Origin of the sequence: Enterobacter kobei (assembly GCF_001729765.1) — a bacterium.
In the GTDB taxonomy this organism is placed as follows: Bacteria; Pseudomonadota; Gammaproteobacteria; order Enterobacterales; family Enterobacteriaceae; genus Enterobacter; species Enterobacter kobei.
In genome coordinates this window covers 3,381,982-3,401,320 of sequence record NZ_CP017181.1, presented here as the reverse complement: position 1 = coordinate 3,401,320, position 19,339 = coordinate 3,381,982, and the positions used below count along the sequence as shown (strand labels likewise).

Below are 19,339 nucleotides of genomic sequence, written 5' to 3'. Positions count from 1 at the left end.
CGTGTGCGTGGCATAATATGCCCAGTTTTGAACACAAATCATCACACCAGGAGTAATGAAGATGCAGAAGCAAGCTGAGTTGTATCGTGGCAAAGCGAAGACCGTATACAGCACGGAAAACCCGGATCTGTTGGTGCTCGAGTTCCGCAATGATACGTCAGCAGGGGATGGCGCGCGCATTGAGCAGTTCGATCGTAAAGGCATGGTGAACAACAAGTTCAACCACTTCATTATGACCAAACTGGCCGAAGCGGGTATCCCGACTCAGATGGAAGCGTTGCTGTCCGATACGGAATGTCTGGTGAAAAAACTGGATATGGTTCCGGTTGAGTGCGTTATTCGTAACCGTGCAGCGGGCTCCCTGGTGAAGCGTCTGGGTATTGAAGAAGGTATCGAACTGAATCCACCGCTGTTCGACCTGTTCCTGAAAAACGATGCCATGCACGATCCGATGGTCAATGATTCCTACTGCGAAACCTTCGGCTGGGTCAATAAAGAGAACCTGGCGCGCATGAAAGAGCTGACCTACAAAGCCAACGACGTGCTGAAAAAGCTGTTTGACGATGCGGGCCTGATCCTCGTCGACTTCAAGCTGGAGTTCGGTCTGTTCAAAGGCGAAGTGGTGCTGGGTGATGAGTTCTCCCCGGACGGTAGCCGCCTGTGGGACAAAGAAACCCTGGATAAAATGGACAAAGACCGTTTCCGTCAGAGCCTGGGTGGCCTGATTGAAGCCTATGAAGCGGTTGCTCACCGTTTAGGCGTTAAGCTCGACTAACTCCCTCACTTGCCAAAGGATGTTTGCATCCTTTGGCGTCTTACCTTTGTTTCCTATGGTAATCTTGCCGTTAACCGCCTACGATCATAGCTATTATTAATGGAATAGTTCGAGGTGGTTATGCGCTGGCAAGGGCGTCGTGAAAGTGACAATGTAGAAGACAGGCGCAGTGATGGCGGCGGCGGTCCTTCAATGGGGGGGCCCGGCTTTCGGCTACCCAGCGGCAAGGGCGGTCTCATCCTGCTGATTGTGGTACTGGTCGCAGGCTATTACGGGGTCGACCTCACCGGTTTGATGACCGGTCAGCCGCTGCAACAGCAACCACAGTCTCCGCGCTCCATCAGCCCGAACGAAGATGAAGCGGCCAAATTTACCTCCGTTATTCTCGCGACCACTGAAGATACATGGGGTCAGCAGTTCGAGAAGATGGGGCGCACCTATCAGCAGCCGAAACTGGTGATGTACCGGGGCGCAACCCGCACCGGATGTGGTACCGGTCAATCTGTGATGGGGCCGTTCTACTGCCCGGCAGATGGCACCGTCTATATCGATCTCTCTTTTTACGATGACATGAAACGCAAGCTTGGCGCTGACGGTGATTTTGCCCAGGGCTACGTGATCGCGCATGAAGTCGGGCACCATGTGCAGAAGCTGCTGGGCATTGAGCCAAAAGTGCGTCAGCTTCAGCAAAATGCGTCTCAGGCTGAAGTGAATCGTCTTTCCGTCAAGATGGAACTGCAGGCGGACTGCTTCGCAGGCGTCTGGGGGCACAGCATGCAGCAGCAGGGCGTACTGGAATCCGGCGATCTTGAAGAGGCATTAAACGCGGCGCAGGCCATCGGCGATGACCGTCTTCAGCAGCAAAGCCAGGGACGCGTCGTGCCGGACAGCTTCACTCACGGTACGTCGCAACAGCGTTACAGCTGGTTTAAACGCGGTTTTGACAGCGGTGATCCTGCCCAGTGTAATACCTTCGGCAAAGCCATGTGATGGTGTCGTTTGCACATCTGATACGCGAGCTTGAGCGAACCGGGCACCGCCGTCTGGTGGTGCTCACGGGCGATGAGCCGTGGACGCTGAGCCAGGCCACCGCCCTGCGTGATGCTTTACCGGGAGACTGGCTGTGGCTGAATGAAAACCCGTCTAAAGCCATCGGCGGACTGTTGGGACGCGAATACCTGCATGCTGTGTTTGACGCGCATGCCGGGTTTGACGTCTCCGCATTCGCCGCACTCAGCGGAACGTTGCGCGCCGGGAGCCTCCTCGTACTGCGAGTACCACCGTTCTCTGGCTGGGCCGACAGGCCAGACAGCGATTCTGTGCGCTGGAGTGACAGCGCAGAGCCGATCGCTACCCCGCACTTTGTTCACCATTTTTGCCGGACGCTTGCCGCCGATACGGATGCGATCGTCTGGCAACAGCATCATCCCCTGACGCTTCCCGCTGCGCCAGATTTACCCGCCTGGCAGCCCGCCAGCGGTGAGCCGCAGCGTGAGCAGGCGGCGATCCTCGACGCGCTTTTGGTCATGCCTGCGGGCATCGCTGCCGTGACGGCACCTCGCGGACGCGGAAAGTCAGCGCTGGCGGGGATGCTGCTGGGCAGCATCCAGGGGAGTGCGGTGGTGACGGCCCCGGCGAAAGGCGCAGCGGATGTCATCGCGCGTTTCGCGGGCGAGCGTTTTCACTTTATGGCACCCGATGCGCTGCTGGACTCCACGCTGCAGGCCGACTGGCTGATTGTCGATGAAGCGGCAGCCATCCCTGGCCCGCTGCTGGAGAAGCTGGTGACACGCTTTCCCCGCGTATTACTGACCACTACGGTTCAGGGTTACGAAGGGACGGGAAGGGGATTTCTGCTGAAGTTCTGCGCCCGATTCAGTGGGTTGCAGCGTTATACCTTATCCACCCCCATTCGCTGGGCGGCCGGATGTCCGCTTGAACGGATCGTGGCGAATACGCTGCTGTTTGACGATGCGCTTATCGACCACAAACCGGAAGGTGAGGTGTCTGTAAGGTCTCTGGAGCCACAAGAGTGGGAGAGCGACCCGGCACGAGTGGCAAGCGTTTATGAACTGCTCTGTGCTGCCCACTACCGGACCTCACCGCTCGATTTACGCCGGATGATGGACGCCCCCGGCCAGCACTTTGCTGTTGCGGACGCGGGGGCTGATATTGCGGGCGCGATCTGGCTGGTGGACGAGGGCGGATTGTCCCCCGAACTCAGCCGGGCGGTGTGGGCTGGCTCTCGTCGTCCACGCGGGAACCTTGTGGCGCAGTCGCTGGCGGCGCACGGCGGAACGCCTCTTGCGGCGACGCTGGAAGGCCGACGGATTAGCCGCATTGTGGTTCATCCCCGTCGTCAGCGGGAAGGCATCGGTCAGCGGCTGATCCTGAACGCCAGCGGTGAAGATTATCTCTCCGTGAGTTTTGGTTATACCGACGAGCTGTGGCGTTTCTGGCAGCGGTGCGGGTTTGTGCTGGTGCGAATGGGCAGCCATCGGGAAGCCAGCAGCGGGTGTTACACGGCGATGGCGCTGCTGCCGCAGAGCGAAGCCGGGCATCAACTGTGTACGCAGGCACATCGGCGTTTATGCCGCGATATGCGCGTCCTGTCGGCCTGGAATGGCGAAAAGATCCCGGTGACTGATGCCTGGGAAGCTACCCTTAATAGTGACGACTGGCTGGAGCTGGCGGGGTTTGCTTTTGCGCACCGGGCGTTTTCAACCTCGGTAGCCGCGCTGACGCGGTTGCTGTTAGCCACAGATATGTCGCTTCCGGCGCTGCGCGGGAAAATCGAGGGGAGAAGCGAAGCGGTCGGGCGAAAAGCGTTACTGGCAAAGCTTCGCGAAGAAACCGCGCAAGCGCTTGAGAGCCTTGATTATTCGCGCTGTCAGCAGTTGAAAGCAGACATTTTGCAATGGCAATTTTTTCAATGACTTCTTCAGTAAAGTGGCATGGTCATTACCCCGCATAGGCGTAAAATCCTGCTCATCAATTAAGGAGACCGCCATGAAACACGACCATTTTGTTGTTCAAAGCCCTGACAAACCGGCTAAACAGTTACTGCTTCTGTTTCATGGTGTTGGCGATAATGCCGTCAATATGGGGCAGATTGGTAGCTGGTTTGCGCCTGTTTTCCCTGAAGCATTGATTGTCAGCATCGGCGGCGTAGAACCGTGTGGTCCGAACGGACGACAGTGGTTCCCGGTTCAGGGCGTGACGGAGGAGAACCGTCAGGCGCGCATTGATGCCATCATGCCCACGTTTATCGACATCGTACGTTACTGGCAGCAGCAGAGCGGCGTGGGTGCTGACGCGACCGCGCTGATTGGCTTCTCGCAGGGATCTATCATGTCCCTGGAAAGTGTGAAAGCGCAGCCGGGTCTGGTTTCACGGGTGATCGCGTTTAACGGCCGCTTTGCGACGCTGCCGACGAGTGCGACCACGCAGACCACGATCCATCTGATCCACGGTGGTGAAGACCGGGTCATTGAGCTTTCACATGCGGTTGCCGCTCATGAAGCATTGATTCGTGAAGGTGGGGATGTGACGCTGGATATCGTTGACGATCTGGGCCATGCGATTGACGACCGCAGCATGCAATTCGCGCTCGATCATCTGCGTTATACCGTACCGAAGCACTACTTTGATGAAGCGCTCAGCGGCGGCAAGCCGAATGACGATAATATTGTTGAGTTTATGTAGGCACTTTCCCCCTCACCCCCAGCCCCTCTCCCCACAGGGGCGAGGGTTAGGGGGAGGGGTGAGATTAACAATTACTTCTTCTGGTCTTTCTTCGGCCAGTCGTCGTCATCGTCCCACTTGTCGTTAAAATCGCGGTGTGGCGGGAGATCCGGCTTGTTCGCAAGAAACTTTTTGTGGTCAACGCGCTTAAGGTCTTTAATCACGTTGAGCAGTACGCCGACCAGAAACACCAGCACCAGAATCCACCAGTACTTTGAAAGCCAATCCATTCGCTATTCCTCTCAGAGCATTCGTCAGGCGACGAGTTGCTCCATAATACGTTGATACATACGAGCCAGCAGTTGCAAATCTGCCGCATTAACACACTCATTTATTTTATGAATGGTTGCGTTTACTGGCCCCAGTTCGACAACCTGAGCTCCCATACGGGCGATAAAGCGTCCGTCTGAAGTGCCACCCGTCGTCAGCAGTTGTGGCTTAATTTCATTATAGTGCTCGATGGCGTTCACTACCGCATCAACCAGTTTGCCGCGCTGCGTCAGGAACGGCTGGCCGGAAAGCCACCAGTCCACGGTGTAGCGCAGGTGATATTTTTCCAGCAGCGCGACAACGCGCGCTTTGATCATCTCATCGGTCAGTTCGGTGCTGAAGCGGAAGTTGAACTGGACGAAGAAATCCCCCGGGATCACGTTGTTGCTGCCGGTCCCGGCCTTGACGTTAGCAATCTGCATACTGGTCGGGGGGAAGAACTCGTTACCTTTATCCCACTCAATCGCTACCAGTTCGCTCAGCATTGGCGCAGCGCGATGAACGGGGTTATCGGCCAGATGTGGATAAGCAACATGTCCCTGAACGCCGTGAATGGTCAGGTTACAGGTCAGTGAGCCACGGCGACCGTTTTTCACGACATCGCCCACCACTTCGGTACTGGACGGCTCGCCGACCAGACAGTAGTCGAGACGCTCGTTGCGCGCCATCAGCGCTTCAACCACCTTCACGGTACCGTTATGGGCACTGGCTTCTTCGTCGGAGGTGACCAAAAACGCGAGACGGTTTTTGTGGTTCGGATGCTGAGCCACGAAGCGTTCAGCCGCGACCACCATCGCTGCCAGCGAGCCTTTCATGTCTGCCGCGCCGCGGCCAAAGAGCATGCCATCGCGGATGGTCGGTTCAAACGGCGGGTTAATCCAGCGATCTGCGTCACCTGCGGGAACGACGTCAGTATGCCCGGCAAACGCCAGCGTTTCACCCTGGCCGCGCCACGCCCAGAAGTTCTGAGTATCGCCAAAATCCATGCGTTCAACGGTAAAACCGATGGCACGCAGGCGCTCAATCATTAATGCCTGACAACCTGCGTCGTCCGGGCTAAGGGAAGGACGGCGAATAAGCTGTTGAGTCAGCTCAATGACCGGGCATGACATACACTACACCTCAACGAAAAAGTCAGAATAAAGGGTTTCACTGAAACCCAGCAGCATAGGCTGACCTGGCTTGCAGAGCAATGGGCGTTTGATAATTGCCGGCATTTCACGCATCAGTTTTGCCGCGCTGTCGGCATCAACGATGCTGGCGCGCAGGGATTCGTCCAGTTTACGCCAGGTGGTACCGCGGGTGTTAAGCAGTGCCTCCCAGCCCAGTTCATTGATGGCGTTATGCAGAAAATCTGCATCAAGCCCATCGGCACGGTAATCGTGGAAGCGGTACTCGATGTGGTTCGCTTCCAGCCAGCGGCGGGCTTTTTTGATGGTGTCGCAATTTTTAATGCCGTACATCACAACCATGGTGAATCCTTTTGTCCTTATGACCATTAAATGTTCAATAAATTCGAAGATATATCCTTAAGTAGAATATAACACATTCAGGAATACTCTGGATTTACACGTCTGCTTAATTCAACGCACATCTGTACGCTGAATATTCTTTCATCATTTAAGCATAGATGTCCACCGGGTATAAATTGCTAACAAACTCAGCGGGTAAAATAAAGCTCACCCGTTCGTAGGGTTATTTCAAAATATTGCTGGCCGTCACACAAAATTTAAGATTCTCCATTCATATTTATCATAAATCCCCAACGGTGGCGGGGTACAATCACAGCAATTGGTTAAATAGTCTTCACAATGATGATACGTTTTCGTAGAATGCGCATAATAATAAGAGAGGTTGTTATGATTGAACGTGAACTGGGGAACTGGAAAGATTTTATCGAAGGCATGCTTCGTAAATGACATTCAGTAAGAATTGCAAGAGCACTTAAATAAGTAAAATAATCATAGTGTGAATTAATCACACAATAAAAAGGCGGCTGATAAAGCCGCCTTTTTTATGGCTGAATGTTATTCCTGCCGCTCTCTGAGCGGGAAGCGACGACGCACCAGCACAAAGAACAGCGGCACGAAATAAATGGCCAGGATGGTGGCCGAAATCATGCCCCCCATTACCCCGGTACCGACCGCGTGCTGGCTGCTGGAACCTGCACCCGTGCTGGTTGCCATTGGCAATACGCCAAAAATAAAGGCCAGCGAGGTCATCAGGATCGGGCGCAGTCGCTGACGGCAGGCATGTAGCGTGGCGGCCATCAGCTCGTGGCCTTTGGCATTCATCTCGTTGGCAAACTCAACGATCAGAATGGCGTTTTTCGCCGACAAGCCGATCACCGTCAGCAGCCCGACCTGGAAGTAAACATCGTTTTCCAGGCCGCGCATCCAGGTTGCCAGCAGCGCACCGATAACCCCAAGCGGTACCACCAGCATGACCGAGAACGGAACCGACCAGCTCTCATACAGCGCGGCAAGGCAGAGGAACACCACCAGCAGAGAAAGGGCATAAAGCGCGGGGGCCTGCGCGCCGGAGAGACGTTCCTGGTAAGACATGGCCGTCCATTCCAGACCAAAACCGGCGGGCAGCTGTTGCACCAGTTTTTCCATGGTGTCCATGGCCGTGCCGGTACTTACGCCCGGCGCGGCTTCCCCGACGATTTCCACCGCAGAATAACCGTTATAGCGCTCCAGACGCGGCGAACCGCTCTCCCAGCGCGAGGTGGCAAACGCCGAGAAGGGAACCATCCCGCCGCTGTTATTGCGTACAAACCAGCGGTTAATATCATCCGGCAGCATGCGGTACGGCGCGGCGGACTGAACATATACTTTTTTGACGCGACCGCGATCCATAAAGTCGTTCACATAGCTCGAGCCCCACGCCGTTTGCAGGGTGTCGTTGATATCGTCGATGGAGACGCCCAGCGCCTGCGCCTTACGCTGGTCGATATCCACCTGAAGCTGCGGGCTGTCGTCCAGGCCGTTGTGGCGCACGCGGGTCAGGCCAGAATCATTACCTGCCAGCGCTAACAATTTGTCGCGTGCCGCCATCAGCGCATCGTGACCCGCGCCGGCGTGATCCTGCAGCTCCATATCAAACCCGGCAGAACTCCCCAGGCCGCTGATAGCTGGCGGACTGCTCGCAAAGACGCGCGCCTCTTTAATACGGGAAAAGGCTTTAGTGGCACGTTCAATGATGGCAAATGAGGTTCCCGTTTGGGTGTCCCGTTCATTCCAGTCTTTCAGACGGACAAACATACGGGCGACGTTCTGTCCGTTCCCGCCCGGGCCGGAGCCAACGGTCGAAAAGACCGACACAACGTTATCTTTCTCGTGGGTGAAGAAGTACTGCTCTACGTTTTGGACCACTTTCAGCGTCTGCTGCTGCGTTGAGCCGCTCGGGAGCTGCACCGAGGTGATGAACATCCCCCGGTCTTCCATCGGCAGGAACGAGGTGGGCAAATGCAGAAACAGCCACACCATGCCGCCCAGCAGTACAACGTAAATCATCATCCAGCGCAGGCTGCGGTGCAGCACTTTACCGACCGCAGATTCATACCGGGCGGCATTGCGGTTGAACATCCGGTTAAACCAGCCGAAGAACCCTTTCTGACCGTGATGTTCCCCTTTGTGCAGCGGCTTGAGGAGGGTGGCGCAAAGCGCAGGGGTGAGGATCAGGGCCACCAGTACGGAGAGTACCATTGCTGAGACGATGGTTATCGAGAACTGGCGGTAAATCGCGCCGGTCGTGCCGCCGAAGAAGGCCATCGGGATAAAGACCGCCGACAACACCATCGCAATGCCGACTAACGCCCCCTGAATTTGTCCCATGGATTTTCGCGTGGCCTGGCGCGGGGAAAGACCTTCTTCGCTCATGATGCGCTCGACGTTTTCGACCACCACGATGGCATCATCCACCAGCAGGCCAATTGCCAGCACCATGGCAAACATCGTCAGGGTGTTAATGCTGTACCCGAACGCGTAAAGCACCGAAAAGGTACCCAGCAGCACCACGGGGACGGCAATAGTGGGGATCAGCGTGGCGCGGAAGTTTTGCAGGAACAGATACATGACCAGGAATACCAGGGCAATCGCTTCCAGCAGGGTCTTTACCACATCCTCAATCGAGGCTTTTACGAAGGAAGTGGTTTCATAGGCGACTTTATACTCCAGCCCGTGCGGGAAATACTGCGACAGCTCATCCAGACGGTCCAGCACCAGTTTCGCCGTCGCCATTTCATTTGCGCCGGAGGCCAGCTTAATCCCAAGGCCAGAGGCCGGGTTGCCGTTAAATCGGCTCAGGTAGTCGTATTTCTCAGCACCCATTTCCACCGTCGCCACATCGCTCAGACGCACTTCTGAGCCATCCTGATTCACGCGCAGGGTGATGTTGCGGAACTGGTCCGGTGTCTGAAGCAGGGATTGCGAATTAATGGTGGCGTTCAGGGCTTGTTTATCAACGGAAGGCGTTCCTCCCAGTTGCCCCACGGCAATTTGTGCGTTCTGGGCTTTGATGGCATCCGTCACGTCGGTGGCCGTCATCTGATAGCTGTTCAGCTTGTTGGGATCGAGCCAGATACGCATGGAGTATTGTGAGCCGTAGGCGTCGATATCCCCCACGCCGTTAATACGGCTGAGCGGGTCCTGAATATTACTGGCGACGTAGTCCGCAATGTCCTGTTTATCCATTGAGCCATCGGTGGAGACAAACGCGATGGTCAAAATGTTGGTATCACCGGTTTTACGTACGGTAACGCCCTGGTTCTGCACCGCCTGGGGCAGCTTACGCATAGCCGACTGAAGCTGGTTTTGTACCTGCTGCACCGCTTCGTCCGGGTCGGTGCCCGCCTTAAAGCTCAGGGTAACCGTCGCTTGTCCCGTGGCGCTGCTTTGCGAGGACATGTACATCAGGTTATCCAGACCCGTCATGTTCTGCTCGATAACCTGCGTCACGGTGTTTTCCAGCGTTTGTGCGGAAGCGCCGGGGTAGTTTGCGGTGACACGCACATTAGGCGGTGCCAGATCGGGATATTGCTCAACAGGAAGAGAAGTAATCGCCAGGACACCTGTCAGACACAACAGGATGGCAAGCACCCAGGCAAAAATGGGGCGATCGATGAAAAAATTCGCCATGTAAAAGTGACCTCGTTTTGCTGCACGTCATTATTGTTTATTGCCCGCCTAACTTTAGCGGTAAGGCCCAGGTCAAACGTGGAGAAATAAAGGAGATAGTGTAAATTATCATGCGCTTTTCCCTGCGCTTGCCTCTTTACCGTTATTTACCCGTTAACGGCGCAGGCACCGGGAACGTCACGCAGACCAGCGTGCCGCCGTTTTGCGGTTGCGAAAAGTGCAGCATGCCTCCGAGTCGTTGTGCGCGCTCACGCATAATGTTCAGTCCGTAGTGTCCGGGCGGTTCGCTTGCCTCGCCAATCCCGATGCCGTTGTCGCGAATGCTGACGCTGTGCGTGCCATCCACCGCCGTTACGCAGCTAACGGTAATTTCGCTGGCCTGGGCGTGCTTAATCGCATTCAGAACGGCTTCCCGGACGATCTGCAATAAATGCACCTGTTTCTGGGCGTCAAGCGCCAGGGAGGAGAGACGACAGTCGAGGTGCAGCCTGGCCTGCGTCTGGCTCTGCAGGGCATCGAGAGACTCCTGCAGCGCTGCGGGTAAATTCGCATGATTTAACGTCAGCCGGAAGGTCGTCAGCAGCTCGCGCAGCTGCTGCCAGGCGTTGTTCAGCTCGCGGGAGAAGTCGGTGATGATAGTTTGCGCGGGAGCATTATCCGCTGGCAACGCGCGTTTAAGCAGGGCAAGCTGGATCCGCAGATAAGACAGCACCTGCGCCAGCGAATCGTGCAGTTCCCGGGCGATGGTGGCGCGTTCTTCCATCAGCAGCAGCTGCTGGTAATGCTTTTGCGCCTGGTTAAAGTACAGCCCGCGCCCGAGCATGGTCGCCACGCTTCTCATCAGCGGGAGGGGAACGCTGTCCGTCTCGCTTTGCCAGCGCAGTTCACCGTAAAGGGTGTCCTGCATCAGTACCGGCAGATTTTGCATCGGGATGCTGCCCGACGCGGTCCCTTCACACAGTCGCCAGTCGTCACTGGTGCGGAGTTCCAGGTAATTCATCTGAGTGTATTCATGGACAATCTGCAATATGTGCCGAAAACAATGGCTGTCTATCTGCCCCGTATTCAACGCCTGGGAGCATTTAAACAGCATGTCGAGCTGCTGGTGGGCTTCGTGCAAATGTCGTGTCTTTTCCGCCACGGAAGCTTCAAGCGACCGATAAAGGGTGTGTAGCTCCCCCGACATATGGTTGAAAGCGCGGGAAAGTTGGCCCAGCTCGTTGGGTAGGGCGGTATCCGGCGCAGGCGTCGTAAATTCACCTCGCTCAATCCGCTCGCTGGCCGCCACCAGATTATTCAGCGGTAATACGACCTGGCGGCGGATACGCCGCAGGGTAAACAGCGTCAGCAGCAGGATCCCGAGGGCGCCAGCCAGAGAGAGGAGGGTCACTGTCTGGATTTTATGTTCACTGTAATGCTGGAGGGCGAGCACAAAGGCATCAATGCGGCCGACAAAATCCTCAATATGCGCGGCATACCATGCGCTGTCACCGCGGGCGATGTGCTTATCCATTTCCAGCCAGGCAAACTGCAGTTGCTGGTAGCGCGTTTTGACATTGCCCGGAACGTACCAGCGGTTCAGCTTTTGCAGGGAAGGTGCGCTCAATGTCTGCCGCCAGTTCTCACGATGCGCCATAAGGGAAGGGCTGTTACGCTGCATCTCGTAACCGAGACGATAGCTCTGCATGCGCAGTGAACCCGCAACGTTGATGGCTTCAGCGTCGCGCTGGCTGCTGGCAAGCGTCAGTAGCGCGACGCTGCTGGTCAGCACGGAGAGAACAATTATCGAAAAGAAAGCCCAGGCAAGGCTTCCGGAAACGGGTCGCTTAACGGTCACAGAACGGCTCTCTGGGAGAAATAATCAGACGTTTCGGGCAGGTGTACATTGCCTGATAACGCAGTGATGAGTAAACACTTTATTCATACGTACAGTAAGGTTATTGCGCCTGGCGCAGCTGGAAACATCATCCAGCGAGAAACGCGCCGTCTGAACCCACGGGCGACAAAGCGAGCGTCACGGCGTAGTATAAACAGACTCATTTTGCCGTGGAGCCCGTATGTCCCTGAACATTACCGTTATCAAAGACAAAATCCTTTCTGAAAATTACTTTGTCCTGCGTAACATCACTTACGATTTAACCCGTAAGAACGGGGACGTTATTCGCCATAAACGCGAAGTCTACGACCGGGGCAATGGCGCTACCATTCTGCTGTATAACCGCGAAAAGCAAAGCGTGGTATTGATTCGTCAGTTTCGGGTGGCGACATGGGTCAATGGCAACGCGGACGGGCGCCTGATTGAAACCTGCGCCGGTCTGCTTGATGACGATGAGCCGGAAGTCTGTATTCGCAAAGAAGCCATAGAGGAAACGGGTTTTGAGGTGGGTGCGGTACAAAAAGTCTTTGAGCTTTTCATGTCTCCAGGCGGGGTGACCGAGCTGGTCCACTTCTTCGTTGCGGAATACACCGACGCTCAGCGTACTCACCGCGGCGGCGGGGTCGAGGATGAAGATATTGAAGTGCTTGAAATGCCCTTCGCTCAGGCGCTGGAAATGGTGAAAAGCGGCGAGATACGCGACGGTAAAGCGGTGATCCTGCTGCAGTATCTGCAAACCAGCGGCGTGATGAACGCCGCGCAGGTCCGGTGATAAGTTATATTTCAGATAAATCTATCCGATAAATCCGATTGAGCCCGCCCGTCCAGGGCACGAAGATACGCCCCAGATTGACCTTTTCGTTTCCGGGGCTGTGCCATTCATGCGCTACTGCGTTTTGCTTCTCTTCTTTTTTTGCGTGCTACCCGCACCTCTGGTGTGGGCTGCACCTGCGCAGCAGTCTTTCTCTGACTGGCAGGTCACCTGCAATAACCAGAATTTTTGCGTTGCCCGAAATACCGGTGAACACCGCGGGCTGGTGATGACGCTGAGCCGTAGCGCTGGGGCAAAAACGGACGCCAGCCTGCGTATCGATCTCGGCGGGCTTTCGGCTCCTCCGGTAAAAGAGCCTGACATCGCCCCCCGACTGCTGCTCGACGACGTTCCCTTAAAACTCAATGCCCAGCACTGGCAGTTAACGCCCTGGCATCTCAAGACTGACGATACGGGTACCCTCACCACGTTTCTGAAAACGATTCAGGAAGGACAGAGGCTGACCCTGCGCGGAGGGAAGCAGACGATCTCTCTGGTCGGACTGAAAGCGGCGCTGCTGTTTATCGACGCTCAGCAAAAGCGCGTGGGGAGCGAAACAGCATGGATTAAAAAAGGGGATAGCCCGCCGCTGAGCGTGCCTCCAGCTCCGGCATTAAAAAAGGTGGCCGTGGTGAACCCCACGCCAACGCCACTCTCCCACGCTGAACTAAACGATCTGCTGGATTACGGCACCTGGCGGATGAACAACAGCCAGTGCTCGCTGGATCCTAACCGCCGCGAAGTGCGCGTCACCGCATTAACGGATGATAAAGCGCTGCTGATCGTCAGCTGCGAGGCGGGGGCTTACAATACGGTCGATCTGGCGTGGCTGGTATCGCGTAAAAAACCGTTTACCGCGCGCAGCGTCAGGCTGCGTCTGCCGTTTACCCCGTCCAGTCAGAGTAGCGATATGGAACTGATGAACGCCAGCTTCGATGAAAAAACACGCGAGCTGACGACGCTCGCACTGGGGCGTGGGATCGGTGATTGTGGGATCCAGACGCGCTGGCGTTTCGACGGCCAGCGCTTCCGCCTGGTGCGGTATGCGGAAGAGCCAAGCTGCGATAACTGGAACGGGCCGGACGCCTGGCCCACGCTGTGGATCACGCGGTAGTCCGGCTTACGATTTGATGGTGTTGTAGGCCGGGTAAGGCGTAGCCGCCACCCGGCAACGAAGACCGCACTAAAGCACGCTCAACGCCTTCTCCACCACGTTCTCAACGGTAAAGCCGAAGTACGGGAACAGCTTGTCGGCAGGGGCGGACTCACCGTAGCCCCGCATACCGACAATCGCCCCCTTCAGCCCCACATACTTATACCAGTAGTCGGCAATTCCCGCTTCCACCGCCACGCGCGCCGCGACGCTGGAGGGGAGCACCGATTCACGGTATGCCTCGTCCTGGGAATCAAAGATATCCGTTGAAGGCAGGGAAACGACGCGCACCGCGTGACCTTCGGCAGTCAGTTTCTCCGCCGCTTTCACCGTGATTTCCACCTCAGAACCCGTGGCAATCAGGATCACGTCCGGTTTGCCGCCGCTGTCCTTCAGGATGTACCCGCCGCGGGCGATATTTTTCACCTGCTCCGGGGTGCGCTCAATCTGCGCCAGGTTTTGACGCGACAGGATCAGCGCCGTCGGGCCGTTATGGCGCTCAACCGCCAGCTTCCAGCCCACTGCCGCTTCGACCTGATCGCACGGACGCCATGTGCTGAAGTTTGGCGTTAAGCGCAGGCTCGCCAGCTGTTCCACCGCCTGGTGCGTCGGGCCATCTTCACCCAGCCCGATAGAGTCGTGGGTGTAGACCATGATCTGCCGGGCCTTCATCAGCGCCGCCATGCGCGCTGCGTTACGGGCGTACTCAACGAACATCAGGAAGGTGGCGGTGTAGGGCACGAAGCCGCCGTGATGGGCGATACCGTTGGCAATGGCGGTCATCCCGAACTCGCGCACGCCGTAGTGGATATAGTTTCCGGCGATGTCCTCTTTCAGCGATTTCGAGCCCGACCAGATGGTCAGGTTACTTGGCGCCAGATCCGCCGAGCCGCCGAGCAGTTCGGGCAGGATAGGGCCGATGGCATTCAGGGTGTTTTGCGACGCCTTACGGGTGGCGATTTTCGCCGGGTTAGACTGCAGGTTTTCAATCAGTGCCTGGGTTTTATCGTCCCAGTCTTCCGGCAGACCACCGCTCATGCGGCGGGAAAACTCAGCCGCCAGTTCCGGGTATGCTTTTTTGTAGGCGGCAAATTTTTCGTTCCAGGCATGCTGGGCTTTTTCACCCGTTTCGCGCGCATCCCATGCCTTGTAGATCTCTTTCGGGATCTCAAACGGCGGGTATTTCCAGCCCAGTTTCTGTCGGGTCAGTGCCACCTCTTCTTCGCCGAGCGCCGCGCCGTGCGCTTCTTCTTTACCTGCTTTGTTTGGTGAGCCAAAGCCGATGACCGTACGGCAGATAATCAGGGACGGTTTGTCCTTCACGCTCTGCGCTTCCTGAATCGCTTTTTTCACCGCTTCGGGATCGTGGCCGTCGATCTCATGCACGACGTGCCAGTGATAGGCTTCGAAGCGTTTCGCCGTGTCGTCGGTGAACCAGCCCTCGGTTTCCCCGTCAATGGAGATGCCGTTGTGGTCGTAAAAGCCGATCAGCTTGCCGAGCCCCAGCGTGCCCGCCAGCGAGCAGACTTCATGCGAAATCCCCTCCATCAGGCAACCGTCACCCATAAACACGTACGTGTAGTGATCGACAATCTCGTGGTCCGGCTGGTTAAACTGTGCCGCCAGCGTGCGTTCGGCAATCGCGAGTCCGACGGCGTTGGCCAGCCCCTGACCCAGCGGTCCGGTGGTGGTTTCGACACCCGGCGTATAGCCGATTTCCGGGTGACCCGGGGTTTTCGAATGCAGCTGGCGGAAATTCTTCAGCTCCTCAAGCGGCAGATCATAGCCGGACAGGTGCAGCAGGCTGTAGAGCAGCATCGAGGCGTGGCCGTTAGACAGAATAAAGCGGTCACGATCGTACCAGGCAGGATCGTTGGGGTTGTGCTTCAGGAAGTCGTTCCACAACACTTCGGCAATATCAGCCATGCCCATGGGGGCGCCAGGGTGGCCGGAATTGGCTTTCTGCACGGCATCCATGCTGAGGGCGCGGATGGCATTGGCGAGCTCTTTACGGGACATAGTTCACTCCATGGCAAGGTTAAAGTTTGGCGGCGAGTAGGTCTTCAAGTTTGCGCTGGTCGACGGCGAACAGGCGGATGCCTTCCGCCAGTTTATCCACGGCCATCGCGTCCTGATTGTGCTCCCAGCGGAACTCGGCTTCGGTCATGGCCTTCGGTTTCGGCAGGACGGTGGAGGTTGGCACCAGTTTGCGGATCACCGTCTCTTCTTTGTCCTGTAATTCTTTAAGCAGGTTAGGGGAGATGGTCAGGCGGTCGCAGCCTGCCAGGGCGAGGATCTGCTCGGTACGGCGGAAGCTGGCCCCCATCACGATGGTTTCATAGCGGTGCTGTTTGTAGTAGTCGTAGATATTTCGCACTGACTTCACGCCCGGATCTTCCTCGACTACGTACGGGTCCATGGGCTGTTTCGCCTGATACCAGTCGTAGATGCGCCCGACAAACGGCGAGACGAGGAACACGCCCGCTTCAGCACAGGCGCGTGCCTGTGCAAACGAGAACAGCAGCGTCAGGTTGCAGTGGATACCCTCTTTTTCCAGCACCTCTGCCGCGCGGATACCTTCCCACGTCGACGCGAGCTTGATCAGAATGCGTGACGTATCAATTCCCTGCTCCTGGTAGAGTTCAACCAGACGACGCGCTTTCGTAATACTCTTTTCTTTATCGAACGAGAGGCGGGCGTCCACTTCGGTCGAGACGCGTCCTGGAATGCTTTTCAGAATTTCTGCACCAAAATTAACCGCCAGTTTGTCGCTGGCTTCGGCAACCTGTTGCTCCTGCGTTTTGCCGCGCTTCTTGCCGTAAGCAATCGCGTCATCAATCAGATGGCTAAAATGGGCAAGCCCTGCCGCTTTCAGAAGCAGGGAAGGGTTGGTGGTCGCGTCCTCCGGCTGATAGTGGCGAATCGACTCGATATCGCCGCTGTCCGCAACCACGGTGGTGAATTGTTTGATGCCGTCTAGCTGGTTCATAAATCATTACTCCTTGGAAATAAAAGAGTTAGATGAGTGCGTTAGTTCACACTTCTGAGAAAATCATGATGGACTTAACAAAAAAGCATAGCAGACGGGGGAGGCATTGCTTTTGAGACGGGTAACATGGCTGTTATAAATTGATAACAATTTTTAATGTGTGATGGTGAGAGTTTGGCAGCCTTCAAAGTTTATGCGCTGTCCTGAGGCGATACTAGGCGGCACACCAGGGTGTGCATCAGGATCGCAAACGTCACCCTTTTGACCGATACGTGAAAGGAAAAATAAGATGGATGAGCAGTTGAAACAGAGTGCCCTCGATTTTCACGAGTTCCCCGTTCCGGGCAAAATCCAGGTTTCCCCAACCAAGCCGCTGGCGACTCAGCGCGATCTGGCTCTTGCCTACTCACCGGGCGTGGCGGCACCGTGTCTGGAAATCGAAAAAGATCCGCTGGCGGCCTATAAGTACACCGCGCGCGGTAACCTGGTCGCGGTGATCTCTAACGGTACGGCGGTACTCGGCCTTGGCAACATTGGTGCGCTGGCGGGTAAGCCGGTGATGGAAGGGAAGGGCGTTCTATTCAAGAAATTCGCCGGTATCGACGTGTTCGATATCGAAGTGGACGAGCTGGACCCGGATAAATTCATTAACGTCGTCGCCGCGCTGGAGCCAACCTTCGGCGGTATCAACCTGGAAGACATCAAAGCGCCGGAATGTTTCTATATCGAGCAGAAGCTGCGCGAGCGTATGAACATCCCCGTGTTCCATGACGACCAGCACGGTACGGCCATTATCAGCACCGCCGCCATTCTGAACGGCCTGCGCGTGGTCGAGAAAAATCTTTCCGACGTGCGTATGGTGGTCTCCGGCGCGGGCGCGGCGGCCATCGCCTGTATGAACCTGCTGGTGGCGCTGGGGATGCAGAAACACAACATCGTGGTTTGCGATTCCAAAGGCGTGATCTACAAAGGCCGTGAGCCAAACATGGCGGAAACCAAAGCGGCGTATGCGGTGGACGATGACGGCAAACGCACGCTTGAGGACGTGATTGACGGTGCGGACATCTTCCTTGGCTGCTCGGGCCCGAAAGTGCTGACCCAGGAGATGGTGAAGAAGATGGCGCGTGCGCCAATGATCCTGGCCCTGGCGAACCCTGAACCGGAAATTCTGCCGCCGCTGGCGAAAGCGGTGCGTGAAGACGCCATTATCTGTACCGGCCGTTCGGACTACCCGAACCAGGTGAACAACGTGCTCTGCTTCCCGTTCATCTTCCGTGGCGCGCTGGACGTTGGTGCAACGGCGATCAACGAAGAGATGAAGCTGGCAGCGGTTCACGCCATCGCGGAACTGGCGCATGCCGAGCAGAGCGAAGTGGTGGCTTCTGCCTATGGCGATCAGGATCTGAGCTTCGGGCCTGACTACATCATCCCTAAACCGTTTGACCCGCGACTGATCGTGAAGATCGCGCCAGCGGTGGCCAAAGCGGCAATGGACTCCGGGGTGGCAACGCGTCCGATCCAGGACTTCGACGCTTACGTTGATAAACTCACCGAGTTCGTCTACAAAACCAACCTGTTTATGAAGCCAATTTTCTCTCAGGCCCGCGCGGACGCAAAACGCGTGGTGCTGGCGGAAGGGGAAGAGGCGCGCGTGCTGCATGCCACCCAGGAGCTGGTGAGCCTCGGGCTGGCGAAGCCGATCCTGATTGGTCGTCCGAGCGTCATCGAGATGCGCATTCAGAAACTGGGGCTGCAGATTAAGCCGGGTGTGGACTTTGAGATCGTCAATAACGAATCCGATCCGCGCTTTAAAGAGTACTGGAACGAATACTACGCGATCATGAAGCGTCGTGGGATCACCCAGGAGCAGGCGCAGCGGGCGGTGATCAGCAATACCACGGTGATCGGCGCGATTATGGTCCATCGCGGCGAAGCGGATGCGCTGATCTGCGGTACCATCGGCGATTACCACGAGCATTTCAGCGTGGTGCAGGAGATCTTCGGCTACCGCGAAGGGGTTCACGCCGCCGGAGCGATGAACGCGCTGCTGCTGCCAAGCGGGAACACGTTTATCGCCGATACCTACGTTAACGACGATCCAACCCCGGACGAGCTGGCGGAGATCACCGTGATGGCGGCAGAAACCGTGCGTCGCTTTGGTATTGAGCCGAAAGTGGCGCTGCTGTCGCACTCTAACTTTGGTTCGTCTAAATCAGCGGCGGCGTGCAAAATGCGTCAGACGCTGGAGCGGGTGCGCGAGCGTGCGCCGGAGCTGATGATTGACGGAGAAATGCACGGCGATGCCGCGCTGGTGGAAAGCATCCGCAACGAGCGTATGCCGGACAGTCCGCTGAAAGGCTCGGCAAACATCCTGATTATGCCGAACGTGGAAGCGGCGCGTATCAGCTACAACCTGCTGCGCGTATCCAGCTCTGAAGGGGTGACCGTAGGGCCGGTACTGATGGGCGTGGCGAAACCGGTGCATGTATTAACGCCGATTGCCTCTGTGCGACGCATCGTGAACATGGTGGCGCTGGCGGTGGTTGAGGCGCAGACGCAGCCTCTGTAGCGGCGGTGCGT

Annotated in this window: 15 protein-coding genes; 8 read left to right on the top strand and 7 right to left on the bottom strand. The window is 56.6% G+C overall.

Annotated features, from left to right (window positions below):
- The first annotated feature begins 61 nt into the window (after window positions 1-61).
- From purC to ypfH, 4 genes are all read left to right on the top strand, one after another.
- The gene (gene purC / locus BFV64_RS16320) at window positions 62-775 is read left to right on the top strand and encodes a phosphoribosylaminoimidazolesuccinocarboxamide synthase (RefSeq protein ID WP_008501631.1); all 714 of its coding nucleotides are present in this window, start codon (window positions 62-64) and stop codon (window positions 773-775) included.
- Between the two features lie 120 nt (window positions 776-895).
- Window positions 896-1,765, top strand: a complete 870-nt coding sequence (ypfJ, locus tag BFV64_RS16315; protein ID WP_069602283.1) for a KPN_02809 family neutral zinc metallopeptidase — start codon at window positions 896-898, stop codon at window positions 1,763-1,765.
- Window positions 1,765-3,711, top strand: coding sequence for a tRNA(Met) cytidine acetyltransferase TmcA (locus BFV64_RS16310; protein ID WP_069602282.1), 1,947 nt, complete (start codon window positions 1,765-1,767; stop codon window positions 3,709-3,711). The genes ypfJ and BFV64_RS16310 overlap by 1 nt, the downstream gene beginning before the upstream one ends.
- Window positions 3,712-3,784: 73 nt before the next feature.
- Window positions 3,785-4,480, top strand: coding sequence for an esterase (ypfH, locus tag BFV64_RS16305; protein ID WP_045135490.1), 696 nt, complete (start codon window positions 3,785-3,787; stop codon window positions 4,478-4,480).
- Window positions 4,481-4,551: 71 nt separating this feature from the next.
- On the opposite strand, the gene BFV64_RS16300 is transcribed toward ypfH, so the two are convergent.
- The 3 genes from BFV64_RS16300 to BFV64_RS16290 are packed head-to-tail and all read right to left on the bottom strand — an operon-like array spanning window position 4,552 to window position 6,261.
- Window positions 4,552-4,749, bottom strand: coding sequence for a YpfN family protein (locus tag BFV64_RS16300; protein WP_014171111.1), 198 nt, complete (start codon window positions 4,747-4,749; stop codon window positions 4,552-4,554).
- A gap of 24 nt (window positions 4,750-4,773) precedes the next feature.
- Entirely contained in the window at window positions 4,774-5,901 is a 1,128-nt protein-coding gene (dapE, locus tag BFV64_RS16295) for a succinyl-diaminopimelate desuccinylase (RefSeq protein ID WP_014884761.1), read from the bottom strand.
- A gap of 3 nt (window positions 5,902-5,904) precedes the next feature.
- A complete protein-coding gene (locus BFV64_RS16290) occupies window positions 5,905-6,261 on the bottom strand; it encodes an ArsC family reductase (protein WP_014884760.1) in 357 nt (118 codons plus the stop codon).
- A gap of 387 nt (window positions 6,262-6,648) precedes the next feature.
- Here BFV64_RS16290 and ypfM point away from each other — a divergent pair, with 387 nt between their 5' ends.
- Complete coding sequence (gene ypfM, locus BFV64_RS25500; RefSeq protein ID WP_015572204.1) at window positions 6,649-6,708, top strand: protein YpfM; 60 nt, start codon at window positions 6,649-6,651, stop codon at window positions 6,706-6,708.
- 108 nt (window positions 6,709-6,816) lie between these two features.
- On the opposite strand, the gene acrD is transcribed toward ypfM, so the two are convergent.
- The gene (acrD, locus tag BFV64_RS16285) at window positions 6,817-9,930 is read right to left on the bottom strand and encodes a multidrug efflux RND transporter permease AcrD (RefSeq protein WP_014884759.1); all 3,114 of its coding nucleotides are present in this window, start codon (window positions 9,928-9,930) and stop codon (window positions 6,817-6,819) included.
- A 142-nt stretch (window positions 9,931-10,072) separates the two neighbouring features.
- On the bottom strand, window positions 10,073-11,767 hold the full coding sequence (gene narQ / locus BFV64_RS16280) for a nitrate/nitrite two-component system sensor histidine kinase NarQ (RefSeq protein WP_045134553.1): 1,695 nt from the start codon (window positions 11,765-11,767) through the stop codon (window positions 10,073-10,075).
- Window positions 11,768-11,987: 220 nt separating this feature from the next.
- Here narQ and nudK point away from each other — a divergent pair, with 220 nt between their 5' ends.
- The gene (nudK, locus tag BFV64_RS16275; RefSeq protein WP_014884757.1) at window positions 11,988-12,578 is read left to right on the top strand and encodes a GDP-mannose pyrophosphatase NudK; all 591 of its coding nucleotides are present in this window, start codon (window positions 11,988-11,990) and stop codon (window positions 12,576-12,578) included.
- Window positions 12,579-12,687: 109 nt separating this feature from the next.
- Entirely contained in the window at window positions 12,688-13,731 is a 1,044-nt protein-coding gene (locus BFV64_RS16270; RefSeq protein ID WP_023331047.1) for a DUF1176 domain-containing protein, read from the top strand.
- 69 nt (window positions 13,732-13,800) lie between these two features.
- Here the strand turns inward: BFV64_RS16270 and tkt are convergent, their stop codons facing one another.
- Entirely contained in the window at window positions 13,801-15,789 is a 1,989-nt protein-coding gene (gene tkt, locus BFV64_RS16265) for a transketolase (RefSeq protein WP_045134552.1), read from the bottom strand.
- A gap of 19 nt (window positions 15,790-15,808) precedes the next feature.
- Complete coding sequence (gene tal / locus BFV64_RS16260) at window positions 15,809-16,759, bottom strand: transaldolase (RefSeq protein WP_014884754.1); 951 nt, start codon at window positions 16,757-16,759, stop codon at window positions 15,809-15,811.
- A 289-nt stretch (window positions 16,760-17,048) separates the two neighbouring features.
- Between tal and maeB the strand changes: the two genes are divergently transcribed.
- Complete coding sequence (gene maeB, locus BFV64_RS16255; RefSeq protein ID WP_023331046.1) at window positions 17,049-19,328, top strand: NADP-dependent oxaloacetate-decarboxylating malate dehydrogenase; 2,280 nt, start codon at window positions 17,049-17,051, stop codon at window positions 19,326-19,328.
- The last annotated feature ends 11 nt before the right edge of the window (window positions 19,329-19,339 follow it).

What these genes read in the sequence shown, in the direction of transcription:
- purC (WP_008501631.1), top strand. Translation starts at nt 62, where the DNA reads ATGCAGAAGCAAGCTGAGTTGTATCGTGGCAAAGCGAAGACCGTATAC.
- ypfJ (WP_069602283.1), top strand. Translation starts at nt 896, where the DNA reads ATGCGCTGGCAAGGGCGTCGTGAAAGTGACAATGTAGAAGACAGGCGC.
- BFV64_RS16310 (WP_069602282.1), top strand. Translation starts at nt 1,765, where the DNA reads ATGGTGTCGTTTGCACATCTGATACGCGAGCTTGAGCGAACCGGGCAC.
- ypfH (WP_045135490.1), top strand. Translation starts at nt 3,785, where the DNA reads ATGAAACACGACCATTTTGTTGTTCAAAGCCCTGACAAACCGGCTAAA.
- BFV64_RS16300 (WP_014171111.1), bottom strand. Translation starts at nt 4,749, where the DNA reads ATGGATTGGCTTTCAAAGTACTGGTGGATTCTGGTGCTGGTGTTTCTG.
- dapE (WP_014884761.1), bottom strand. Translation starts at nt 5,901, where the DNA reads ATGTCATGCCCGGTCATTGAGCTGACTCAACAGCTTATTCGCCGTCCT.
- BFV64_RS16290 (WP_014884760.1), bottom strand. Translation starts at nt 6,261, where the DNA reads ATGGTTGTGATGTACGGCATTAAAAATTGCGACACCATCAAAAAAGCC.
- acrD (WP_014884759.1), bottom strand. Translation starts at nt 9,930, where the DNA reads ATGGCGAATTTTTTCATCGATCGCCCCATTTTTGCCTGGGTGCTTGCC.
- nudK (WP_014884757.1), top strand. Translation starts at nt 11,988, where the DNA reads ATGTCCCTGAACATTACCGTTATCAAAGACAAAATCCTTTCTGAAAAT.
- BFV64_RS16270 (WP_023331047.1), top strand. Translation starts at nt 12,688, where the DNA reads ATGCGCTACTGCGTTTTGCTTCTCTTCTTTTTTTGCGTGCTACCCGCA.
- tkt (WP_045134552.1), bottom strand. Translation starts at nt 15,789, where the DNA reads ATGTCCCGTAAAGAGCTCGCCAATGCCATCCGCGCCCTCAGCATGGAT.
- tal (WP_014884754.1), bottom strand. Translation starts at nt 16,759, where the DNA reads ATGAACCAGCTAGACGGCATCAAACAATTCACCACCGTGGTTGCGGAC.
- maeB (WP_023331046.1), top strand. Translation starts at nt 17,049, where the DNA reads ATGGATGAGCAGTTGAAACAGAGTGCCCTCGATTTTCACGAGTTCCCC.